The organism is Exiguobacterium sp. s130, assembly GCF_018619055.1.
Classification (GTDB): Bacteria; Bacillota; Bacilli; order Exiguobacteriales; family Exiguobacteriaceae; genus Exiguobacterium_A.
Genome location: NZ_JACSNI010000001.1, coordinates 685,150 through 707,257, shown reverse-complemented (window position 1 = coordinate 707,257; position 22,108 = coordinate 685,150). Strand labels below are relative to the sequence as shown.

Annotated in this window: 17 protein-coding genes, 1 pseudogene and 1 other annotated feature; of the genes and pseudogenes, 2 read left to right on the top strand and 16 right to left on the bottom strand. The window is 49.0% G+C overall.

What is annotated here, in order from left to right; genetic code table 11:
* Positions 1-7 precede the first annotated feature (7 nt).
* The 15 genes and pseudogenes from aspS to HZS85_RS03400 all read right to left on the bottom strand — a co-directional run bounded on the left by aspS (position 8) and on the right by HZS85_RS03400 (position 19,040).
* A complete protein-coding gene (aspS, locus tag HZS85_RS03475; protein WP_035406533.1) occupies positions 8-1,774 on the bottom strand; it encodes an aspartate--tRNA ligase in 1,767 nt (588 codons plus the stop codon).
* Entirely contained in the window at positions 1,771-3,051 is a 1,281-nt protein-coding gene (hisS, locus tag HZS85_RS03470; protein WP_214853092.1) for a histidine--tRNA ligase, read from the bottom strand. The genes aspS and hisS overlap by 4 nt, the downstream gene beginning before the upstream one ends.
* 42 nt (positions 3,052-3,093) lie before the next feature.
* Positions 3,094-3,315 (bottom strand) — a binding site (T-box leader).
* Positions 3,316-3,360: 45 nt separating this feature from the next.
* Positions 3,361-3,810, bottom strand: a complete 450-nt coding sequence (dtd, locus tag HZS85_RS03465; RefSeq protein ID WP_214853089.1) for a D-aminoacyl-tRNA deacylase — start codon at positions 3,808-3,810, stop codon at positions 3,361-3,363.
* Positions 3,811-3,824: 14 nt separating this feature from the next.
* Positions 3,825-6,023, bottom strand: coding sequence for a RelA/SpoT family protein (locus tag HZS85_RS03460; RefSeq protein WP_056062492.1), 2,199 nt, complete (start codon positions 6,021-6,023; stop codon positions 3,825-3,827).
* 141 nt (positions 6,024-6,164) lie between these two features.
* Positions 6,165-6,683: an adenine phosphoribosyltransferase gene (locus tag HZS85_RS03455; protein WP_035406521.1), complete on the bottom strand. Its 519-nt coding sequence runs from the start codon at positions 6,681-6,683 to the stop codon at positions 6,165-6,167.
* The gene (recJ, locus tag HZS85_RS03450; RefSeq protein WP_214853080.1) at positions 6,662-8,971 is read right to left on the bottom strand and encodes a single-stranded-DNA-specific exonuclease RecJ; all 2,310 of its coding nucleotides are present in this window, start codon (positions 8,969-8,971) and stop codon (positions 6,662-6,664) included. The genes HZS85_RS03455 and recJ overlap by 22 nt, the downstream gene beginning before the upstream one ends.
* A gap of 72 nt (positions 8,972-9,043) precedes the next feature.
* Positions 9,044-11,252, bottom strand: a pseudogene (secD, locus tag HZS85_RS16700) (protein translocase subunit SecD).
* A 156-nt stretch (positions 11,253-11,408) separates the two neighbouring features.
* Positions 11,409-11,699, bottom strand: a complete 291-nt coding sequence (gene yajC / locus HZS85_RS03435; protein ID WP_214853065.1) for a preprotein translocase subunit YajC — start codon at positions 11,697-11,699, stop codon at positions 11,409-11,411.
* A 72-nt stretch (positions 11,700-11,771) separates the two neighbouring features.
* The gene (gene tgt / locus HZS85_RS03430; protein ID WP_214853063.1) at positions 11,772-12,917 is read right to left on the bottom strand and encodes a tRNA guanosine(34) transglycosylase Tgt; all 1,146 of its coding nucleotides are present in this window, start codon (positions 12,915-12,917) and stop codon (positions 11,772-11,774) included.
* On the bottom strand, positions 12,917-13,957 hold the full coding sequence (gene queA / locus HZS85_RS03425) for a tRNA preQ1(34) S-adenosylmethionine ribosyltransferase-isomerase QueA (RefSeq protein ID WP_214853061.1): 1,041 nt from the start codon (positions 13,955-13,957) through the stop codon (positions 12,917-12,919). The genes tgt and queA overlap by 1 nt, the downstream gene beginning before the upstream one ends.
* 4 nt (positions 13,958-13,961) lie before the next feature.
* Complete coding sequence (ruvB, locus tag HZS85_RS03420) at positions 13,962-14,957, bottom strand: Holliday junction branch migration DNA helicase RuvB (protein ID WP_035406506.1); 996 nt, start codon at positions 14,955-14,957, stop codon at positions 13,962-13,964.
* Positions 14,958-14,961: 4 nt separating this feature from the next.
* The gene (gene ruvA / locus HZS85_RS03415) at positions 14,962-15,555 is read right to left on the bottom strand and encodes a Holliday junction branch migration protein RuvA (RefSeq protein WP_023468936.1); all 594 of its coding nucleotides are present in this window, start codon (positions 15,553-15,555) and stop codon (positions 14,962-14,964) included.
* Positions 15,556-15,717: 162 nt separating this feature from the next.
* Positions 15,718-16,815, bottom strand: a complete 1,098-nt coding sequence (gene nadA / locus HZS85_RS03410; RefSeq protein ID WP_214853059.1) for a quinolinate synthase NadA — start codon at positions 16,813-16,815, stop codon at positions 15,718-15,720.
* Positions 16,805-17,647, bottom strand: a complete 843-nt coding sequence (nadC, locus tag HZS85_RS03405) for a carboxylating nicotinate-nucleotide diphosphorylase (protein ID WP_214853057.1) — start codon at positions 17,645-17,647, stop codon at positions 16,805-16,807. Before nadC ends, nadA begins: the two co-directional genes overlap by 11 nt.
* Positions 17,571-19,040 carry an L-aspartate oxidase gene (locus HZS85_RS03400; protein WP_214853055.1) on the bottom strand — a complete coding sequence of 490 codons (1,470 nt, stop codon included), beginning with the start codon at positions 19,038-19,040 and terminating at the stop codon, positions 17,571-17,573. The genes nadC and HZS85_RS03400 overlap by 77 nt, the downstream gene beginning before the upstream one ends.
* A 98-nt stretch (positions 19,041-19,138) precedes the next feature.
* Between HZS85_RS03400 and HZS85_RS03395 the strand changes: the two genes are divergently transcribed.
* Positions 19,139-20,221: a cysteine desulfurase family protein gene (locus HZS85_RS03395; RefSeq protein ID WP_214853053.1), complete on the top strand. Its 1,083-nt coding sequence runs from the start codon at positions 19,139-19,141 to the stop codon at positions 20,219-20,221.
* 24 nt (positions 20,222-20,245) lie between these two features.
* Entirely contained in the window at positions 20,246-20,788 is a 543-nt protein-coding gene (locus HZS85_RS03390; protein WP_058264756.1) for a transcription repressor NadR, read from the top strand.
* Between the two features lie 45 nt (positions 20,789-20,833).
* Here the strand turns inward: HZS85_RS03390 and HZS85_RS03385 are convergent, their stop codons facing one another.
* Positions 20,834-22,102 (bottom strand): hemolysin family protein, encoded by a 1,269-nt coding sequence (locus tag HZS85_RS03385; RefSeq protein WP_251137797.1) that lies wholly within the window; start codon positions 22,100-22,102, stop codon positions 20,834-20,836.
* Positions 22,103-22,108: the final 6 nt, after the last annotated feature.

Here is a 22,108-nt window from a genome sequence, read left to right as displayed (position 1 = left end):
TCGTGACTTAAGATTGTTTGACTGCTGTACGAATTGAGAGATCATTTAATTGCGCATCCGAGACTGGGCTTGGTGCTGCCGTCAACAGATCACTTGCTGATGCTGTTTTCGGGAAGGCAATTGTATCACGCAAGTTCGAACGCCCTGCGAGTAACATGACGAGACGGTCTAGACCAAGTGCGATCCCCGCATGTGGTGGTGTTCCGTATTCGAATGCTTCCATCAAGAAGCCGAATTGCTCGTTTGCTTCTTCTTCTGAGAAGCCAAGCAACTTGAACATCCGCTCCTGGATATCCCGTTCATAAATCCGTTGTGATCCACCGCCGAGCTCATATCCGTTTAAGACGAGGTCATACGCGACGGCGAGGACTTTGCCAGGATCCGTCTCGAGCAATTCGAGATCCTCACGACGCGGCATCGTGAACGGGTGGTGATTCGCATAGAAACGACCATCTTCTTCTTCGTACGTGACAAGTGGGAAGTCTGTCACCCAAAGGAAGTTGAAGACCGACTCATCAATTAAGTCGAGTTCCTTCGCCAACTTCTGACGGAGCGCACCTAAGCTGTCTGCTACGATCGATGCTTTTGCTGCGACGAACAACAACAAGTCGCCTGCTTCCGCATCTGTCGCCGCTGTCAAGCGAGCGGTTGCTTCTTCGTCGAAGAACTTCGCGATTGGACCATTCAATCCGTCCGCTGTCACTTTGACCCACGCGAGACCTTTTGCACCGTAAATCGCCGTGAATTCTTGTAACTTATCGATGTCTTTTCGTGAGAAGCGTTCAGCTGCACCTTTGACGTTCAATGCTTTGACTTCTCCACCTGCTTCAAGTGCCATATCGAATACTTTGAATCCTGCTCCTTTGACGGCATCCGCGACATCGATCAATTCGAGACCGAAGCGTGTATCCGGTTTATCCGAACCATACCGGCTCATTGCTTCTGCATACGGCATCCGTGGGAATGGTGTCACGATATCTTTTCCGAGCGTTTCTTTCATGACGCGTGTCATCATCGACTCCATCATGGCATACAAGTCTTCGATGTCCATGAAGCTTGTTTCGATGTCGACTTGCGTGAATTCAGGTTGACGGTCTGCACGTAAGTCTTCATCACGGAAACAACGTGCGATTTGGAAGTACCGCTCAAAACCAGACACCATCAGCAATTGTTTGAACAATTGTGGAGATTGTGGCAAGGCGTAGAACTCGCCCGGGTGAACCCGGCTTGGGACGAGATAGTCACGTGCGCCTTCTGGCGTTGATTTCGTTAAGATCGGTGTCTCGACTTCAAGGAAGTCTTGCTCATCGAGGAAGTTCCGCATGATGTTCGATGCTTTCGAACGGAGACGGAATGTCTCTTGGAGCGATGGGCGACGCAAGTCGAGGTAACGGTATTTAAGACGTAAATCTTCTGACGTCTGCTCCGCTTCTTCACTGATCGGGAACGGTGTCATCTTCGCTGCGTTTAAGATGACGACTTCATCCGCGACGACCTCGACTTGTCCAGTCGGGATGTTCGGGTTCGGATTCTCACGTGCGATGACATGTCCTTTAATATCGAGGACATATTCCGAACGAATCGATTCGGCAAGACGGTGTGCCTGCTCGTTTTCCGGTTGGAAGACGATTTGGACGATGCCACTACGGTCACGGAGATCAAGGAAGATCAATCCTCCTAAGTCACGTCGTTTTTGAACCCATCCTTTAAGTTGAACGTGTTGTCCGATGACTTCTTCTGTCACCTGTCCGTTCATATGCGTGCGTCCGATCATTGTGCTTCCTCCTTTAATTTCGCGACGATCGTATCAGCGACTGCTGATAACGGAACGTCCGTCTGTTCCCCTGTAGCCATGTTTTTGAGGGCAGCTGCACCACGCTCGACTTCTTCATCCCCGAGGATGACCGTGTAACGTGCTTTCAAGCGATCTGCTGCCTTAAATTGTCCTTTGAACTTCCGACCGAGATAATCGCGATCCGCGACAAGTCCTTCAAGACGCATCAATTGTAAGAGACGTGTTGCTGTCTTTTCGACTTCGTCACTGCCTTGCGCGACGATGAAGACGTCGATTTGATCATCGACTGCCGGTAAGACGTTCTCATTCTCAAGCGCCATCAATAAACGCTCGATACCGATTCCGAATCCGATTCCCGGTGTTGCTGGTCCACCGATCTGTTCGACGAGACCGTTGTAACGACCACCACCACACAGTGTCGTGATTGCTCCGAAACCTTCTGCTTCTGACATGATTTCAAACGCCGTGTGATTGTAATAGTCGATTCCGCGAACAAGCGTTGGATCAACGACGTACTCGATACCAAGTGCATCTAAGTGAAGCAATACTTCGTCGAAATACGCTTTTGATGCCGGGTTTAAGTAATCGAGAATCGATGGTGCTGTTGCCATGCTCGGGTGATCGCGGTCGACCTTACAATCAAGGACACGAAGTGGATTCGTTTCGAGACGGTTCTGACAGTCCTGACATAATTCGTGAACGACTGGTTTAAAGTGAGCGACGAGTGCTGCCCGGTGTGCGGCGCGACTTTCGTTATCCCCGAGCGTGTTGATGACCAGTTTAAGATGCTTCAATCCGAATGAACGGTAGATGCTCATCGCGAGACTGATGACTTCCGCATCGATGGCCGGTTGTTCACTTCCGAGTGCTTCAACTCCGTATTGGTGGAGCTGACGGAAACGTCCTGCTTGCGGACGTTCATAACGGAACATCGGCCCGATGTAGAACAATTTCGTTGGTTGGTTCGGTGAACCGAACAGTTTGTTCGTCACGAATGAACGAACGACGGCAGCCGTTCCTTCCGGGCGTAACGTCAACTGGTCTTTTCCGCGTTTCTCAAGCATGAACATCTCTTTTTGAACGATATCCGTCGTCTCACCAACGCCACGTTTGAAAAGTTCTGTCTCCTCAAAAATCGGCGTCCGGATTTCCTTATAGTTGTAACGCTTACTAATTTCACGTAATTGTTGTTCGATGTACTGCCAACGTTCGACTGTTCCTGGAAGGACATCAAACGTACCGCGTGGTAATTTCATCTCAAATTCCTCCTTTTTTGAATACAAAAAAGTTCTCGTCCGCAAAGGGACGAGAACTTGAAGATCCCGTGGTACCACCCTGGTTGTCAAATCACATTTGACCACTCGGTGCAGTTAACGCCTGCGTACGACCTTCCCTACTATCGGTTCAGGAAGATACCTCGGAAGGGTCTTTCATCGAGTTCGTCTGTTCGCCCTTTCAGCCAAGGGGCGACTCTCTAAGCAGACGAGGTCTTGATTACTCCTCTTCGTCTTCGGTCGTATGAATCATTTGGTTACGTCTAATATTGCCTCGTCTCTCGGTTCCTGTCAAGCGTTTGCTTCTTTTTCAAGAATCAACGTTACAGGTCCATCATTAATGAGCGCGATATCCATCATGGCACCGAACTGACCTGTCTCGACCGTCAGTCCTTGCGCACGAAGACGTTCATTGAACGCTTCATACAACTCATTGGCAACATCCGGTTTCGCCGCTTCCGTGAAGGCTGGACGACGTCCTTTTTTGACATCACCATACAGCGTGAACTGCGAGACGGATAGAATCTGACCGTCGACATCCTGTAACGAGCGATTCATCCGTTCTTCCTCATCTTCAAACACACGGAGTCCTGCGATTTTATCAGCTAACCAGTTCACCTGATCGATCGTGTCTTCGTGTGTGACACCGACGAGCAAGAGAAATCCTTGCTTGATTTGACCGATGACCTCCTGATTGACTGTGACACTTGCTTCTTTGACTCGTTGTAATACAACTCGCACGACGGATCCGCTCCTTACGTCATCATGACGCGATGTACAGCATACACGTCAGAGATTTGTTTAATTCGATCGACGACTTTTTGTAGATGATTGACATTATTGATCGCAATCGTCATCGTGATTTTGGCTTGTTTACTGTCGTCGCCCTTCCCACTGACAGCGACGATGTTCGTATTCGTTGCAGATACCGACTGCAAGACATCATTCAACAATCCTGCCCGGTCAAATCCAGAAATTTCGATTTCGACGTTATAACTCTTGACGGCTTTACCTTCATGTTCCCACTCGACTTCGAGCAGACGTTCTGGATTTTGTTCGTGAATGACGTTCAAACAGTCCGTCCGGTGAATTGAGACGCCACGCCCACGCGTGATATATCCGACGATATCGTCCCCTGGAACCGGATTACAACAACGACTCATGCGAACGAGCATGTTATCGATGCCTTTGACCCGAACCCCTTCCGGATTTTCCTTTTTCGGACGATCGAACGTCTTCATCTCACTGATTGCTTCGTTCAGTTCTAGATTTTTGGATTCTTTGTCTTTGCGTAATTTTTCCGTTAATTTATGCGCGACTTGGGCAGCGGTCAGACCATGATAGCCAACAGCAGCGTACATGTCTTCTTCTTGCGAGAAGTTGAACTTCCGCGTCACGTCTTCGAGCGTCTTCTCATTGATGACTTCTTTCGGCTCAAAGCCAAGCTTCTTCACTTCTGCTTCGATCAGTTCCCGTCCTTTTGAGACGTTCTCTTCGCGTTGTTGACGTTTGAACCATTGACGGATTTTATTTTTCGCCTGACTCGACACACAAATCTTGAGCCAATCCTTACTTGGACCATAACTATGCTTCGACGTGACAATTTCGATGATGTCACCTGTCTTTAGCTTATAGTCGATCGGTACCATCCGTCCGTTGACTTTCGCTCCGATCGTCCGGTGACCAATTTCCGTATGAATTCGGTAGGCATAATCAATCGGAACAGAACCTTTCGGCAACTCGATGACGTCACCTTTTGGTGTGAAGACGTACAGCATGTCACTGAAGAAGTCGACTTTGACCGATTCCATGAATTCCTCGGCATCTGCCGTGTCCTTCTGTAACTCCAAAATCTCGCGGAAGTGAGCAATCTTATCCTCAAATCCAGATTTTGCTTCCTGTTCCTTACCTTCTTTATACGCCCAGTGAGCGGCGATCCCGTACTCGGCAATGAAATGCATGTCTCGCGTCCGAATTTGGACCTCGAGCGGCTCGCCTTTCGGTCCGATGACCGTCGTATGCAGCGATTGATACATGTTCGGCTTCGGCATCGCGATATAATCCTTGAAGCGTCCCGGCATCGGTTTATACTGCGTATGAATGATTCCGAGTACAGCGTAACAATCTTTGATTGAGTCAACAATGATGCGAACAGCCATCAAATCATAGATTTCACTGAACTCTTTTTTCGAGTTTTGCATCTTATTATAAATGGAATAGATATGCTTCGGACGTCCATCGACTTCCGCTGCAATCTGTACATCATCGAGTACTTCATTGACCTCTTCAATAACCGAACTAACGAGCGCTTCTCGTTCCGTCCGTTTTTGTTTCATCATCGAAACGATCCGGTAGTATTGTTGCGGATTGATGTAGCGCAAACTGATGTCCTCAAGTTCCCATTTGATCGTCGAAATCCCGAGACGATGTGCAAGTGGCGCGAAGATTTCAAGCGTCTCTTCTGCTTTTTGCACTTGCTTTTCCTTAACCATATGTTGCAACGTCCGCATATTGTGCAAACGGTCAGCCAGTTTGATCAAGATGACACGAATGTCTTCCGCCATCGCGATGAACATCTTCCGATGGTTCTCAGCTAACTCTTCACGCTTCGATTTATATTTGATTTTCCCGAGTTTCGTGACGCCATCGACGAGCATCGCAACGTCAGATCCGAATCGTTCGGATAATTCTTCGAGTGTAATGTCCGTATCTTCGACGACATCATGAAGAAGCGCAGCGACGATCGTCGTTGCATCCAAACCAATATCGACTAAGATACCGGCAACTTGTACCGGATGAATGATGTACGGTTCCCCCGAACGGCGGAATTGCCCATCATGTTCGTCTTTCGCGAATTGGTAAGCACGTTCGATGTCTTTGACTTCAACTTGCGTCATGTATTCCGCACATCGAGCGAGAAGGTCTTCTACATTTACGATTTGTTTATTTGTCATCCCTTTTCCTCACCCAGTCCCCGGGATCGTCTGCAACGGAATCCCTAATATATAATTCTTATTATCGTGAAATCTTGAGAAGATGTCAAAATAAAAAGAAATACCCCCTTGGTCATCAAGTACCAAGAGAGTATAGTGTCTTCAGTCTTCGTAGCGAATCAATGAAAGAATGTCATATCCTTCGAGTTTCTCACGCCCGCCAAGACCATCGAGTTCAATTAAGAATCCGATTCCGGCAACTGTTCCGCCTAATTTTTCGATCATTTGGATCGTTGCTTCAATCGTACCACCTGTTGCAAGCAAATCGTCAAGGATGACGACGCGTTGTCCCGGTTGGATTGCATCTTCGTGCATCGTCAAGACGTCTTTTCCGTACTCAAGACCATACTCGACACGGACTGTCTCACGCGGTAATTTTCCTTCTTTACGAACAGGAACGAATCCGATTTCCATCGCGTAAGCTGCTGGGCAACCAACGACGAATCCACGTGCTTCTGGACCTGCGATGACATCTGCGCCTTTACTGCGTGCATACTCAACGAGCGCATCGACCGATTGTTTATACGCCGGTCCGTTTTGCATGAGTGATGTGATGTCCTTGAAACTGATTCCTTCTTTCGGCCAATTCTCGACCTCTTTTATATGCTGTTTGAACTCCATGTCTTTTCCTCCTGCTTCGCCGCTTCTACCAAAGTATCAAAACGCTCTTTCAACTGAGCGAGTGACGAATAAATGTATTGTTGCTCGAGCTCTTGACGCGCTTCATGACGCTGGTACGTCGGTGCTTCCGTCAGATCTCGTTTTGCAGCATTTGGGTTCACACCCGGCAGCCCGTCCTCCATTGTAACAAGAAAATCAAGTTCCGAGAATACCGAATGCATAAAGTTAATCGATCGTTTCGTCCATTTTCGCGATTTCGACAAACGTACGAGACCGATCCGTAGCTCGTCTCGTGGACATTTCGCGAAATACTGGAAGTAATGCTTGAAGTCTTCCCGCGACGGAATCGTCTCGAAATAGTATCCTTCATCCTTAAAGGCACAATAAATCCGCTCTGCCTGTTCCACATATGGATAAAATGCTGCTTCCTCTTCCGGCAGGTCAAGAAAGACAATGTTTTGTCGAATCGGACCATTCAATGGACGTTCAGTGTATTTCTCCTTCATCTCATCGGTAAAGGCGACGAATGTCGTCGTCTCGTGCGGTAAGGCGAATAGATCGCTCAGCGGACGCTTACCTCCACGGTAATCAAACACTTGAACATCTTCGACAGCGACGTCTTGAATCATCAATTGAGGTTTACGGAAACCATTCCATTCATTGATGTTCAGACTGCCCATCAAGTGAATCTCCGATAAGGTTGAAACTTCATCGACGAGGTCGCCGAAGCTGAAGCCAATTGCATCGAGTTCCTTCCCGTCGCCTGATAGGAGTGCCTTGACATGCGTCAAATCACGACCGATCCGTTTCATATCGCGAATCTTCGCCTGCTCAATGACAATCCGTGGCGCGGGGTTTCCCATCCCGAACGGTGCCAGTCGCTGAATGTCTTCAATCAACTGAATCGAGACATCACTGACGTGTAGACGTAGGTCGACATCGATTGTCGCGATGAACGCGTCATCCGGTAACGTGCTCGCTTGTTCATTCAAGCGTTGACGTAACGTCTCAACGTCATCGGAAGAGAGCGTCATGCCGGCAGCAGCCGGATGTCCTCCGAAATGCGGCAAGATATCTTCACATTTCGTCAGTTCAGCGAAGAGGTCAAAGGCTGGAATCGACCGTCCAGAACCCTTCGCTGTTCCTTTTTCAGCATCATGACACAGCATGATGACAGGACGATGATATTTTTCAACGAGTCGCGAGGCGACGATGCCGACGACACCTGGGTTCCAGTCTGCCGCATCGACGACGAGGACGCGGTCATCCTTGAAGCGTTCCTCGACAAGCGCCGTTGCTTCCTCCGCAATCTGCTTGACGATATCTTGACGTTGTTTATTTTGTTGGTCGAGTTGTTTCGCGAGATGAAGTGCTTCATCTTTACTTTCTGCTAGCAACATCTCGAGCGCTGGCATCGCAGAATCAAGACGACCTGCTGCATTGATCCGTGGACCGAATGCAAATCCGACCGACTCTTCCGTTAGTTCGTCCTCAGTTAAACTGCAGACGTCACGTAACGCAAGGATACCTGGACGTTCACTTGCGTTTAGCGCCTCGATTCCACGAATCGCAAGCAAGCGGTTTTCGCCGACGAGCGGGACAAGATCGGCAATCGTTCCGAGCACGGCAAGATCGAGTAATTCGACTGGTTCACGATCAAGGAGAGCATGTGCGACTTTAAAGGCGACGCCTGCCCCAGCAAGTTTTGAGAACGGATAGTCTGGATCGACACCTGGATGGATCAAGGCAAAGGCATCGGGTAACGTTTCTTTGGCTTCGTGGTGATCGGTGATGATTAAATCGACCCCGAGTTCCTTCAGGACATCTGCTTCGTGGATACCGGAAATCCCACAGTCGACAGTGATGACGAGACTAAACCCTTCTTCCGCTGCCCAGCGAAATGCTGCTTCATTCGGTCCATAGCCTTCCGTGAATCGGTTTGGGATATAACACTCTGCCATCCCTCCAATTTCAATCAAGGCATGCCAGAGAATCGCAGCGGAACTCACACCATCGACGTCATAATCACCGTAAATTAAAATCATCTCACCTTCGTTGACGGCACGTTGAATCCGTTCAACGACTTTCGGCATGTCTTTAAAAGCAAATGGATCGTGGAATGCCATTTGATCCGTCTCTAAAAAATCACGAGCAGCTTCACGTGTCGTGAATCCCCGTTGGACAAGTAATTGTGCGACGTGCGGTGAGATCGTGCCATCCGCCGTCAATTGTTCGATTTGTTCTGAATCGATGACTTTATCAAGCCATGTTTTTTTAGCATGGTACATCTCAAACCCTCCAATCAACTTCCCCATTATAATTGAAAATCCGCACCAGCGATAGCTGATGCGGATACTCTTTTAAGAAGCGCGTTTTGTGCGACCAAGTGTCCGACCTTTCATGACGAGCCAGAGCTGCGCGGCGATGAAGATCGAAGAATACATCCCCATGATCAAACCGACAAGCAGGGCGAGACTGAATCCACGGATTGCCTCACTACCGAAGATGTAGAGTGCCGCTGCCGTCATGATGACCGTGACGACCGTATTGATCGAGCGAATGATCGTTTGTTGAATCGATTCATTGACGATGTGTGCCAATTCATCAAATGAGACTTTCCGTCCACCTTTTTCAGCAAGTCCGAGATTTTCTCGCACCCTGTCGAACGTAACGATCGTATCGTTGACAGAATACCCGATGATCGTCAGAATCGCTGCGATAAAGTACAGGTTGACCTCAATCTGGAACAGCGAGAAGAAGGCGACAATCATCAATGCATCGTGCAATAGTGCAAGCACTGTCGCAATCCCGTATAACGGTTGGAATCGGAACGAGACATAGATGACGATCCCAAGTGACGCGAGTAAGACGGCATAAATCGCGTTACGCGCGATTTCTTGACCAACTTGTGCCGAAACCGTCGAGATACTCGGTTCTTTCTTATATTCCGTTTCAATCGTTTGTTTCATTTTAGAGATTTGATTTTGGCTGAATTCCCCAACGAACGTGACGTTCGCTAGTTTTCCACCTTGAGCAAATTGGATGCCATCGATTTCCGCAGCATCAATGCCTGACTCTTCAATGACAGAGCGGACATCGGCTTCCTTGATTTGATTCTCAGAAGAAATCTCGACGCGTGTACCTTGCGTGAAGTCGATCCCGAGGTTCAGACCACGGAACGACAACAAAAGGACCGACACGATGACAAGCGCAATCGTGATTGCGAAATAGATTTTACGATGTTTGACGTAATCGAATTTCGTAGGATTAAAGCTCACGGATTTCACTCTCCTTTACACCGAACCATGATTTCTTCTTATCGAACCATCGGCTACTGACAAGGAGTTGCATCAGGTAACGTGAGACAAAAACGTTCGTGACGAACGTGACGGCGATCGAAACCATCAACATGATGGCGAATCCTTTGACCGTACTTGTACCAAAGTAGTACAACACGCCAGCAGAGATTAACGTCGTCAAGTTGGCATCAAGAATCGTACCAAACGAACGACGGTTACCGGCTTTGAACGCGGACAAGACAGATTTACCACTTCGTAATTCATCCTTGATCCGCTCAGCAGTGATGATGTTCGCATCGACCGCCATCCCGACTCCAAGAACGAGTGCCGCAATCCCCGGTAATGTGAGGACAGCATTGATCCCGTTAAAGAAGATCATGACGAGATAGATGTAGAACAGCAACGTAATAATCGAAACGAATCCAGAGACCCGGTAGAACAGTAGCATGAACAAGAAGACTGCAGCTACACCGATTGCTGAGGCGAAGAGCGTCTGATCAAGTGCGTCCTGTCCAAAAGCAGCAGAGACCGACGTCGAGTAGATTTCCTCGAGTTTGACCGGCAGTGCTCCTGCGTTAAGGATTGAGGACAATTGTTTACCATACTCGGCATCGATATCGCCACCGGAAATGATTGCCTTATCCGAGTTGATTGGTTGAGTGACCGATGCATCCGAAACGATTTTCGAATTCTTCTTTTGAATCTCTTTTTCGTACGTATCACCTTTTTCGTAATCGAGCCAGATGACAAGGCGGTTCGCCGGTGCTTGCATTTGTGAGACTTTTTGAGTTACTTCATAAAATTTCTGTTTTGACTTCATCGTCAATTCGACGAGTGGTTCATTCGTATTCGGATCATATCCGACTTTTGCTCCTTTAGCTTTTAAGTCTGAACCGTCAAGCAACAACTTATCGTTGATGTCACGGAATGACAATTGTGCTGTCGAAGATAGGATTTGACGCGCTTCCGTCTGATCCTTGACGCCAGCAAGTTGAACACGAATCCGGTTGTTACCTTCGATCCGAATATCCGGTTCAGAGACACCGAGAACGTTGACACGGTTCTCAATTGCCGTCAATGTGGCACTCATCGCATTTTGGTCGATGACGTCTCCTTCTTTCAGTGGTTGTACTTCATACAAGACTTCGAAGCCACCTTTAAGGTCAAGGCCAAGCTTCGTATCCTTCAGCAACCATGACGATGTCGTACCGATCAGCACGAGCAACGCGATGACGACGATGAAGAATGTGGCAAGTTTCCCTTTCTTGATCATGCTACATTGTCCTTTCTCTAGTTCCCAGTATATTTTCAGACAACTTTGTTCTCCTACCCTAGCTTACAAAAGAAATGGTAATCTTAGCAAACGTTTTTCTCATATATAAACAGAAAAGACGCTCCGGAATCCGGAAAGCGTCTTTTCAATGCCTTATTCGACCGTTTCGTCGCCCATGACAGTCGTTGATTTTTTCGTCACTTCTGCCACAGCACTTCGGTTGAATGTCAATTGTGCGTTTCCTGACTTCAATGTCACCGTCGTGTCGTCCACTTTTTGGACAACCCCGTGAAGACCACCGATCGTTACGATCGAATCGCCGCGTGAGAGTTCATTTTGCATCTGACGCACTTGCTTCTGGCGTTTGTTCTGTGGACGGATCAACAAGAAATAGAACACCACGAAGATCAAGATCATCGGGAGGAATGTCAATAATTGTTGCATCATATTCAGCTCCTTTTATCATTCAAATCACGTTCATTATACCGTGAAAGGATTGATTTGTCAGACGATTTGTTAGAAATTCTTTGCGTTCGGTAAATTGTAACCGTATTCTTCGAAGAATTCTTCCTTGAAATCGAGCAGACGATCCTCACGAATCGCTTGACGAACGCCTTCCATCAACTTGACGAGGAAGTGAAGATTGTGTGTCGAACACAGATGAAGACCGAACGTTTCTTGCGCACGAATCAAGTGATGGATGTACGAACGTGAGTAATTCTTACACGCGTAGCAATCACAGTTCTCATCGAGCGGACGGAAATCACGTGCATATTTCGCGTTCCGAACGACAAGACGACCTTTTGAGGTCATTAACGTTCCGTTTCGTGCAATTCGTGTTGGTAAGACACAATCGAACATATCGATTCCGCGAATCGCGCCTTCAATCAACGCGTCCGGTGAACCAACGCCCATCAAATAACGCGGTTTGTCTTCCGGCATGAGTGGTGTCGTGAATTCGAGCGCACGGTACATGACGTCTTTCGGTTCTCCGACCGATAGACCACCGACCGCATAACCCGGGAAATCAAGCGCAACGAGGTCTTTTGCACTTTGACGACGTAAGTCTTCGTATTCTCCGCCTTGGATGATACCGAACAGCGCTTGATCATGTGGACGTTCATGCGCTGCAAGACAACGTTCTGCCCAGCGGCTTGTCCGTTCAACAGATGCTTTCATGTACTCGTGAGAAGCTGGATACGGTGGGCACTCATCAAACGCCATCATGATGTCTGAACCGAGTGCATTCTGGATTTCCATTGCTTTTTCTGGTGATAAGAACAGTTTGTCACCGTTTAAATGGTTACGAAAATGAACGCCTTCTTCCGAAATATTCCGGAGATCAGCGAGTGAGAAGACTTGGAAACCACCTGAGTCCGTGAGAATCGCGCCATCCCAGTTCATGAATTTATGCAGACCCCCTGCTTCCTTGATGACATCGTGTCCAGGACGCACCCATAAATGGTACGTGTTCGCGAGGATGATGTTCGCGTTCATGTCCTTGATTTGTTCCGGTGCCATCGTCTTGACCGTCGCTTGTGTTCCGACCGGCATGAAGACCGGTGTCTCAAAACTACCGTGCGGCGTGTGGACGATTCCTAACCGCGCTCCGGATTGTTTACATGTCTTGATATGTTCATATGTTACCGCGTGTTTTGTCATTAGTTTCGTTCCTCTCTCGTTAAGAACATCGCATCACCGAAGCTAAAGAAACGATAGCCATTCGCGACAGCTTCTTCGTAGGCATGCAGAATGTGTTCTCGTGTCGATAACGCGGACACGAGCATGATCAATGTTGATTTCGGTAAGTGGAAGTTCGTGATCAGACCATCAATCCCTTTGACTTCCTGACCCGGGAAGATGAAGATGTCTGTCCAACCCGTTGCTTCGACGAAGTCACCGTGATCACGGATGACCGTTTCAAGCGTTCGTGTCGACGTCGTACCGACCGCGATGATCCGTCCGCCTTGTTTCCGTGTTTCGCGTAGTAGAGCAGCTGAACTTTCCGGCAGTTCGTAGTACTCACTGTGCATCTTGTGACTATCGACGTCGTCGACCGAAACAGGACGGAATGTGCCAAGTCCAACGTGTAACGTCAATGGTGCGATCCGGACGCCTTTCGCTTGAAGCGCTTCAAGCAATTCCGGTGTGAAGTGAAGACCCGCTGTTGGTGCCGCAGCGCTCCCACGTTCGCGAGCGTAGACCGTCTGGTAACGATCTTGATCCTCGAGTTGTTCATGAATGTACGGTGGCAATGGCATCGTTCCGAGTTGGTCGAGCACTTCGTAGAAAATCCCGTCGTAGAAAAATTTCAGGATTCGTCCACCGTCTTCAAGTGCTTCGACACACTCAGCACGGAGTAACCCGTCACCAAACGACAAAATCGTTCCTGGTTTGACGCGTTTTGCTGGTTTTGCTAGCGTTTCCCACACATCGTCACTCGTCTGCTTCAAGAGCAACAATTCGATTTTTCCACCTGTCTCTTCCTTTACACCAAAGAGACGTGCTGGTAAGACTTTCGTATCGTTGATGACGAGTGTATCGCCTTCCCGGAAGTGGTCGACGATATCATGGAAGTGCTGGTGCTGAATCGCACCCGTCTCCCGATCGAGAACCATCAGTTTCGAACTCGTCCGGTCGAGCAATGGCACTTGAGCAATTTGTTCTTCTGGTAAATGAAAATCAAATAAGTTTACATCCATTGGTTCAATTTCCTTCTTTCAGTCCTAAATGTTGGCGGGCGAACGGTGTTAAGACGCGTCCGCGCGGAGTACGTTGTAAAAATCCTTGTTGCAGTAGATATGGTTCATACACATCCTCGATCGTCTGCGCATCTTCACCGATTGTCGCTGCGATCGTCTCAAGACCGACCGGACCACCGGCAAACCGTTCTGCAAGCGATCGTAATAAACGATGGTCGACATCGTCGAGTCCGAGCGCATCGACATGCAAGCGATCAAGTGCACTTGTCGCAAGCGAGGCATCGATCTCGGTTTGATGGGCAACTTGAGCGAAGTCGCGGACACGCCGTAATAACCGGTTCGCGACACGTGGTGTTCCGCGTGAACGAAGGGCGATCGCTTCTGCTGCGAGACGATCCGCTTCGAATCCGAACAATCGTGACGTCCGGGTCACGATGGCAGACAACTCTGACATCGTATAATATTCAAGCTTCAGCGTCACTCCAAAACGATCACGTAGCGGTGCCGACAGCATCCCGGCACGCGTCGTTGCACCAACGAGCGTAAACGGTGGTAAATCAATTCGGACGCTGCGGGCGAGTTCCCCTTGACCGATGACAATATCGAGACAATAGTCTTCCATTGCCGGATATAGAATCTCTTCGATTGATCGACTCAACCGATGAATCTCATCGATGAACAGGACGTCTCCCGGCTCAAGTGATGAGAGAATTGCCGCTAGATCACCTGGTCGTTCGATCGCAGGACCGGCTGTCGTCTTGATGCCGACCCCCATCTCGTTTGCGATGATCGTCGCAAGCGTCGTCTTCCCAAGACCCGGAGGACCGTAGAGAAGCACGTGATCGAGTGTTTCCTGACGAATTTTTGCCGCCTCTATGAAGACACTTAAGTTTCCTTTTGCTTTCTCCTGCCCGATATATTGTTCGAGCGTCTGAGGACGCAGACTCCACTCTTCTTGATCTTCCGCATGGGCGGATTCTGACAAAATGCGCTCTTCCATGTCCTCACCTCACATTCAATAACAACTGGAGTGCCCGTTTAACATATTGATCCGTTGAAAGGACTTCTGCCTGCAACGCTTTTTTGACTTTTTCGACTTCTCGATCACTGTAACCGAGCGCCGTCAGAGCTTCACAGGCTTCGTTCAACTCAGCGTTACCTTGTGCGAACAAGCCTTCGCTCGGTACATAGTCTGGCGCGAGCTCTGCTAACTTTCCTTTTAGATCGAGTGTCATTTGTTTTGCTGTCTTTTTGCCGACACCTGGGAACTTGACGAGATAACTTTCCTTTTCTTGTTCGATTGCTTCAACAAGCGCATCGACATTCCCTGATGCGACGATTGCAAGCGCTCCTTTTGGTCCGATCCCTGTCACACCGAGCAACTTCGTGAACAAGGCACGCTCACGGCGGGAACGGAATCCGAATAAGACTTCTTGGTCCTCACGGACATAGTGATACGTATATACGATGATCTGTTCGTCTCCGGTCCGATAAAAAAACGGGTTCGGTGCTACGATCTTGTAGCCAATCCCGCCAACTTCTACCGTCACGAATTCCGCACAGACATAAGCGACTTCGCCGCGTACGAATTCTATCAATGTGGAACGCTCCCATCTATAAACAAACTCTCGTGTTATTGTAGCATACATCTTCGTTTGGCTTCAAAGCGTTCTTCAGCAAAAATCAATACATATGTTCGCTCTCTCAATCAGAAGACAAAAAGCGTGATCGTTTGCACGACCACGCTCTCACTCTCTATTTTACGAACGCTCAAGCATTCGTTCGAGCGCCAACACGGCATGCCGCGTCGTCTCTGCGTCGACTTTAATGATGTTGACCGGCTCACCTGCTTCGACTTGTTCGAGCGCCCAAGCCAAATGCGGCAAGTCAATCCGGTTCATCGTCAGACATGGACACATGAACGGATTGAGCGACACGATGTCAAGATCCGGATGAGTCGTCGCGAGTCGATTGACGAGGTTCATCTCTGTTCCGATCGCCCACTTCGTTCCAGGAGCAGCCTGTTCGATTTGTTGAATGATGTACGCCGTTGATCCATTGAGATCAGACGCCGTCACGACTTCATGCGAACATTCCGGGTGAACGAGAATCTTTCGCTCCGGATCCGTCTTACGGAACTGTTCGATTTGTCCGACTGTGAATTTCTCATGCACCGAGCAGTGCCCTTTCCATAAGATGACGCGGACGTCTTGGTCCTCCCCGTCAAAAACGAGTTCGTCGCGAATCGGATCCCAAATCGCCATCTGCTCTAACGGAATTCCGAGCGCATGTGCCGTATTGCGACCGAGGTGTTGATCCGGCAGGAAGAATAAGATGTCTCGTTCAGCAAGCGCCCACTCGACCATTTGGACAGCGTTCGATGATGTCACCGTCGCCCCACCGTGACGACCGACGAATGCTTTGATGGCTGCTGTCGAATTGACATACGTCAATGGTAAGATCGAATCTCCGAACCGTTCCGTCAAGATCGTAAAGGCACGCTCCGTTTGTATATCATTCGCCATATCTGCCATCGAACAGCCCGCACGCATGTCGGGTAAAACGACCGTATGTGACGCATCCGTCAGCATGTCTGCCGTCTCTGCCATGAAGTGAACACCACAAAAGACTGTATATTCCGCTTCTGTCATCTGCTTCGCGACTTGTGCAAGCTGGAGCGAATCTCCCGTCGCATCCGCGAACTGGACGACTTCGTCTTTTTGATAGTGGTGGGCAGGTAAGAACAAGCGACTGCCCATCCGTGCTTTGACCCCTTCGATGATCGCGATCAAGTCTGCTTCTGTTTTCTGTAAGTACGACGCCGGAATTCCCTCGTGACGTAATAGATCAAATGACATCTTTTTTTCCTCCTTCGATTTTCATGCTGATATCGAGTGCTGTTGCTGAATGGGTGAGTGCCCCGAGTGAGATGACGTCTGCTCCGCTATCCGCGAAGTCCGATAACGTGTCTACCGTGATCCCACCGGATAGTTCGACCGTGATATGCGGTGGAATCAATTGCCGGAGCTGTTTAATTTCTGCTGGCGTCCGATTATCGAGCATGATGATATCGACTTTTGCAGCCACTGCCTCAAGCACTTCCGCTTCCGTCTCAACTTCGACTTCGATTGGTGTCGTATGACCTGCAACTCGTTTTGCTCGCGCTACCGCTTCCGTAATCGATCCTGCGACCGTGATGTGGTTATCTTTGATCATGACCGCGTCATCGAGTCGTCCGCGATGACTATAGCCACCACCGACGCGAACGGCGTGTTTTTCGAGCATCCGTAATCCAGGAGTCGTCTTCCGTGTATCCGTGATTCGGATTCGTCCTGCTGCTACCTCGACCGCTTGACGTGTCTGCGTCGCAATCCCCGATAAGCGTTGCACAAGGTTCAAAGCGACGCGTTCTCCGCTTAAAATATCCTGTAACGAACCAGACCACTCGGCAAGGAGCGTTCCTCGCGTGACGACCGTCCCTTCCGCTATATGAATCGTCACGTCGACTTGTAACAGATGCGCCATCTCACGAATGATGTCTACTCCACAGAAGACACCGTCTTCCTTTGCTAAAAAACGACCCGTTCCGCGTTCTTGTCCCGTCAGACATCCTTCACTCGTGATATCCCACTGTCCGATGTCCTCGACTAAAAATGCCTCCAGTTGTTGCCGTAACTGCCACTTGTTCAATGTTCTCATCCTCTCCTGTCAACCGACTTCGCGCTCCTTCAAGCAACAGACATGCCGTTACGTGACGTAATCGATTTTCTTCTGCTTCCTGTCCGGATTCTTCTAATGCCCAGCCTTTTAACGCATCCAGACATTCTTGTACCTGCCTAACATCCATTTCGACACCGATGACCTGCGATAGACGATCTGTTACGGAACGAAGTGTTCCTGGACGTCGTTTCACTTGTTTTACTGATGGTCCCGGTAACAACTCGAGCTGTTCTGCTACTGCTTTCCCCATGACGACACACTCAAGAAGCGAGTTCGACGCAAGACGATTTCGACCGTGCAGTCCAATCGATGCTGTCTCGCCGACCGCGTAAAGTCCTTCGACATGCGTCTGTCCTGTCAGATCGGTCTCGATTCCACCCATCAAGAAATGGATACCTGGTGCGATTTCAACGAGATCCGGATTTATGTTCAGTTTTTCACATTTTTCAACGAACGTTGGAAACCGTTTTGTCCGATCGATGACGTTTGACGTATCGAGATAGACTGGTTCATGTTTTCGCACCTCATGGATTCGTTTGGCGACTTCATCGCGCGCCGCTAAATCTTGCATCGGATGATCTGCCATGATCCGGTCACCGCTTTTCGTCACAAGAATGGCTCCTGCTCCGCGTAGTGCTTCCGTAATCAAACCTTCTGAGCGACCTGCATGAACAAGGACCGTCGGATGGTGCTGAATATAACCGAGATCACGAATCGTCGCCCCCGCTTCAAAGGCGAGCGCAATCCCGTCTCCTTGAATCGATGGATCATTCGTCGACGCCACGAACAATCCACCCACTCCACCAGTAGCGAGAATCGTCGCGCGCGCTACAATCTCGATCGGTCCTCCATCGCTATATCCAACTGCACCTACAACCTGTCCATTTACTTGAATCAACTCTGTGATACGCGTCTGCTCGAGAATCGGAAATGGTACTCGTGGCATCAACGTCTCCATGATCCGTTTACCAGTCTCGTCCCCGCCACAGTGATAAATCCGCGGCAAACGATGTGCTCCTTCACGACCGAGCAAAAACTCTCCCTCGGATTGATCGAATGGAACGCCTTGTCGTAACAAGAATTCCATCGCCTCGGTTCCCAATCGGGTGACGTAATCGACGACGGACGGATTGATACGTCCTTTTGCTGCCTGACACGTATCTTCAAAATGACCACGATGATTGACTTCTGCATAAGCGGAAGCAATCCCACCTTGTGCTCGGACGGAATTCGTCTCAAACCGCGAACCTTTCGAGACGAGTAATGCGTCCATCCCTGATGGAAGATGCAAGGCGACTGAAATTGCGGCAAGCCCTGTTCCAATGATCAACACATCCGTCTCAAGTCGTTTATGTAAAGACATATGTTTTACACCTCTATATCTAAAAGTTTACTATTGACTTGACAATAAGTTTGGCATACTTTTAGCTGAGTGACAAGACGAAAGGACAGGATTTTTTCATGATCTATCTCGATTACGCAGCGACGACTCCGCTACATCCACAAGCACTCGATCATTATCAACAAGCCGCTCAATCGTTCTACGGCAACAGTTCTTCTCTTCATGATATCGGTGGGGATGCAGAACGCCTGCTTCAACGAGCACGACAGTACCTGATGCAACAATTAGCTCAAAAAGAAGGATCTATCATCTTTACAGGAAGCGGTTCAGAAGCAAATTACATCGCTTTGACACACTTGATACGACAGAGTAACAAATCAGTTGTCTTGACACTTCGATGTGAACACGACTCGGTCTTGCTTCCACTTGCGCGCTGGGCACAAGAAACACGTCATCTTTCTCTACTACCGGACGGAACGTTCGACTGGGATCGATTCGTTACGGCTTGTACGGACGAGGTTGGTGTCGTCTCGATTCAACACGTCAATTCGGATACCGGTTTTCGGTTCCCAGTCGAACGAATTGCAGTATATTGTCAATCACGCGGGATTTTGTTTCATTGCGATGGGGTTCAAGGATTTTTAAAAGATGATGTTAACATTGACTCCTTTGACGCCTACACGATGAGTAGCCATAAAGTCTACGGTCCTAAAGGGTTAGGTGCCCTGTATTTGCGACGACCGCTCTTTAGTCCCTACTACGAAGGACATCATGAGTTCGGGATTCGCCCAGGCACAGTCGATGTTCCGGGAATTGCCGCCTTCATCGCTGCCTGTGAAGCGTCGCGCTTCGAAAATCCAGGAATCCAAGCTTCAAGCCGTCGATTTCGTGGTATGCTAAAAAAAACATTGTCTTCGTCTCGTTACACAATGATTGAGTCGCCAACGCAACTCGCTTCCATCTGCGCCATCCATACGAAACAACGGGACGGTCAATACGCGTTGCTCGCCTTGAATCGTGCTGGAATCGCCGTTTCCGCCGGTAGTGCCTGCCGGGCTGGAGAAAACGGTCCGAATGCGACATTATGTGCCATCGGCTTTGACGAATCAGCGGCTCATGGGTTGATCCGACTCAGTTTTGGAAGACACACGACGAACGAAGAAATCGAACAGTGCATTGATGTGTTGAACACGATTTCATGACACTGGAGAAAGGTAGGAGACATGATGGGGAAACGTATCTCCGGAGAAGAACGCCGGAAATCATTACTTCGTATGATTGAGGAAAGTGAACAACCTGTCACGGGAACAGCACTGGCGAAACAAGCAGGCGTCAGCCGCCAAGTGATCGTGCAGGATTTATCATTATTAAAAGCAAAAGGGTACCCCGTCATCGCGACAGCTCGTGGGTATTTGATCAATGATCCTGAAATCGACGGTTCGAAATTACGCCGCAAGATCGTTTGCCGTCATGGCATCGATCAATTAAAGGATGAGTGTGACGCCATTGTTGACGAAGGCGTTGTCATCCGCGATGTCATCATCGAGCATCCTGTCTATGGTTTCATCACAGGAGAGTTGATGCTAAAGAGTCGCCGGGATGTCCGGGTATTGCTAGAGCAGTTACATGAGACACAAGCTACTCCACTGTCAAGCCTGACGGACGGAGTCCATATTCATACGCTTGAAGCGGACCATGAAGACGCACTAGAAGCCGCCATCGCGAAACTCGATCGTCTCGGAATTCTTGTTTCGGAACTCGATGTCTAAACATTAAAAAACCGCCTATTCCTAAGGAATAAGCGGTTTTTATTGTTACATCAATTCAAGTGGTAGCTCTGGCATCGTAGCGGGCGGATCGAACGTTGCTAAGACTTTTCGAACGCGACGGTTCTCGATATGCAAGACGGTCAACGTGACACGTTCATAGCGTATCGCCGTTCCGACGTCCGGCAGCTGTCCGCTCTCTTCCATGATCCATCCCCCAAGTGACTGGGCATCCGTGTCCGGCATCGTCAATTGAAATTGCTGACAGAAGTCTTCAATGTCATACTCCGCTAGACATTCGAATTGCTCTGGACCAATCTGTTTCGTATATTCCAATGATTCATCGTGTTCATCCCAAATCTCCCCGACGATTTCTTCTAAAATATCCTCAAGGGTGATCAGACCTGCCGTCCCTCCGAATTCATCAAGGACAACTGCCATATGAGACTGCTTGACTTTGAGTTCCGGCAATAAATCCATCAATCTTGTCTGCGGCACGACGAATGATACCGGTCGAATCCATTCCCGGATATCCACAGAGCCATTCTTCACGTATGCACGCAGAAAGTCCCGCTCCGATAAGACGCCGATGACGTGATCAATCGAATCCTTATAGACCGGCAGACGAGAATAGCCGCCCTTCTGGACTTCAGCAAGGATGTCTTCGAGCCGCGCATCGATATCAATCGCTTGAATATCCATCCGTGGCGTCAACGCATCCTCGACCGTCGCATGTTGAAAATCAACTGCTTGATGAACGAGTTCAGCCTCTGCAAGCCCCATGATTCCCTCTTCCTGACTGATATCGACGAGTGCCTTGAGTTCCTGTTCGGTCACGAGCGGTCCTTTCGGATCCGCTCCAATCAATCGAAGCGCAAACTGGCGTAAGCGGAGTAACAGGAAGACAAGCGGTCGAAAGCACAGTAAGAAGAAACGCAGTGGACGTCCGATCAATAACACGTAACGTTCCGTATGTTCACGAGCATACGACTTCGGTATCAATTCTCCGAACAACAGCAACAGGAAAAATAGCGCAAGAAAGGCAACGGTTTGTGTTGCGATCGTCTCGACGAACTGGATGATCCACCAGCCGCCAAACAAGATGAAGCCGACATTGACGAGCGTATTCCCAATCAATATCGACGTCAGTGTCTCTTCGTAGCGTTGAAGTAAGCGAAACACACGGGACGCACGCGCGTCCCCTGCTTCCGATTGGTGCAACAACCGCAACCGGTTGACACTCGCGAGTGCCGTCTCGGCTGAGGAAAAGAATGCGGATAAGATGAGAATCGGAATTAACCAAACGACTGAAATCATGGGCAA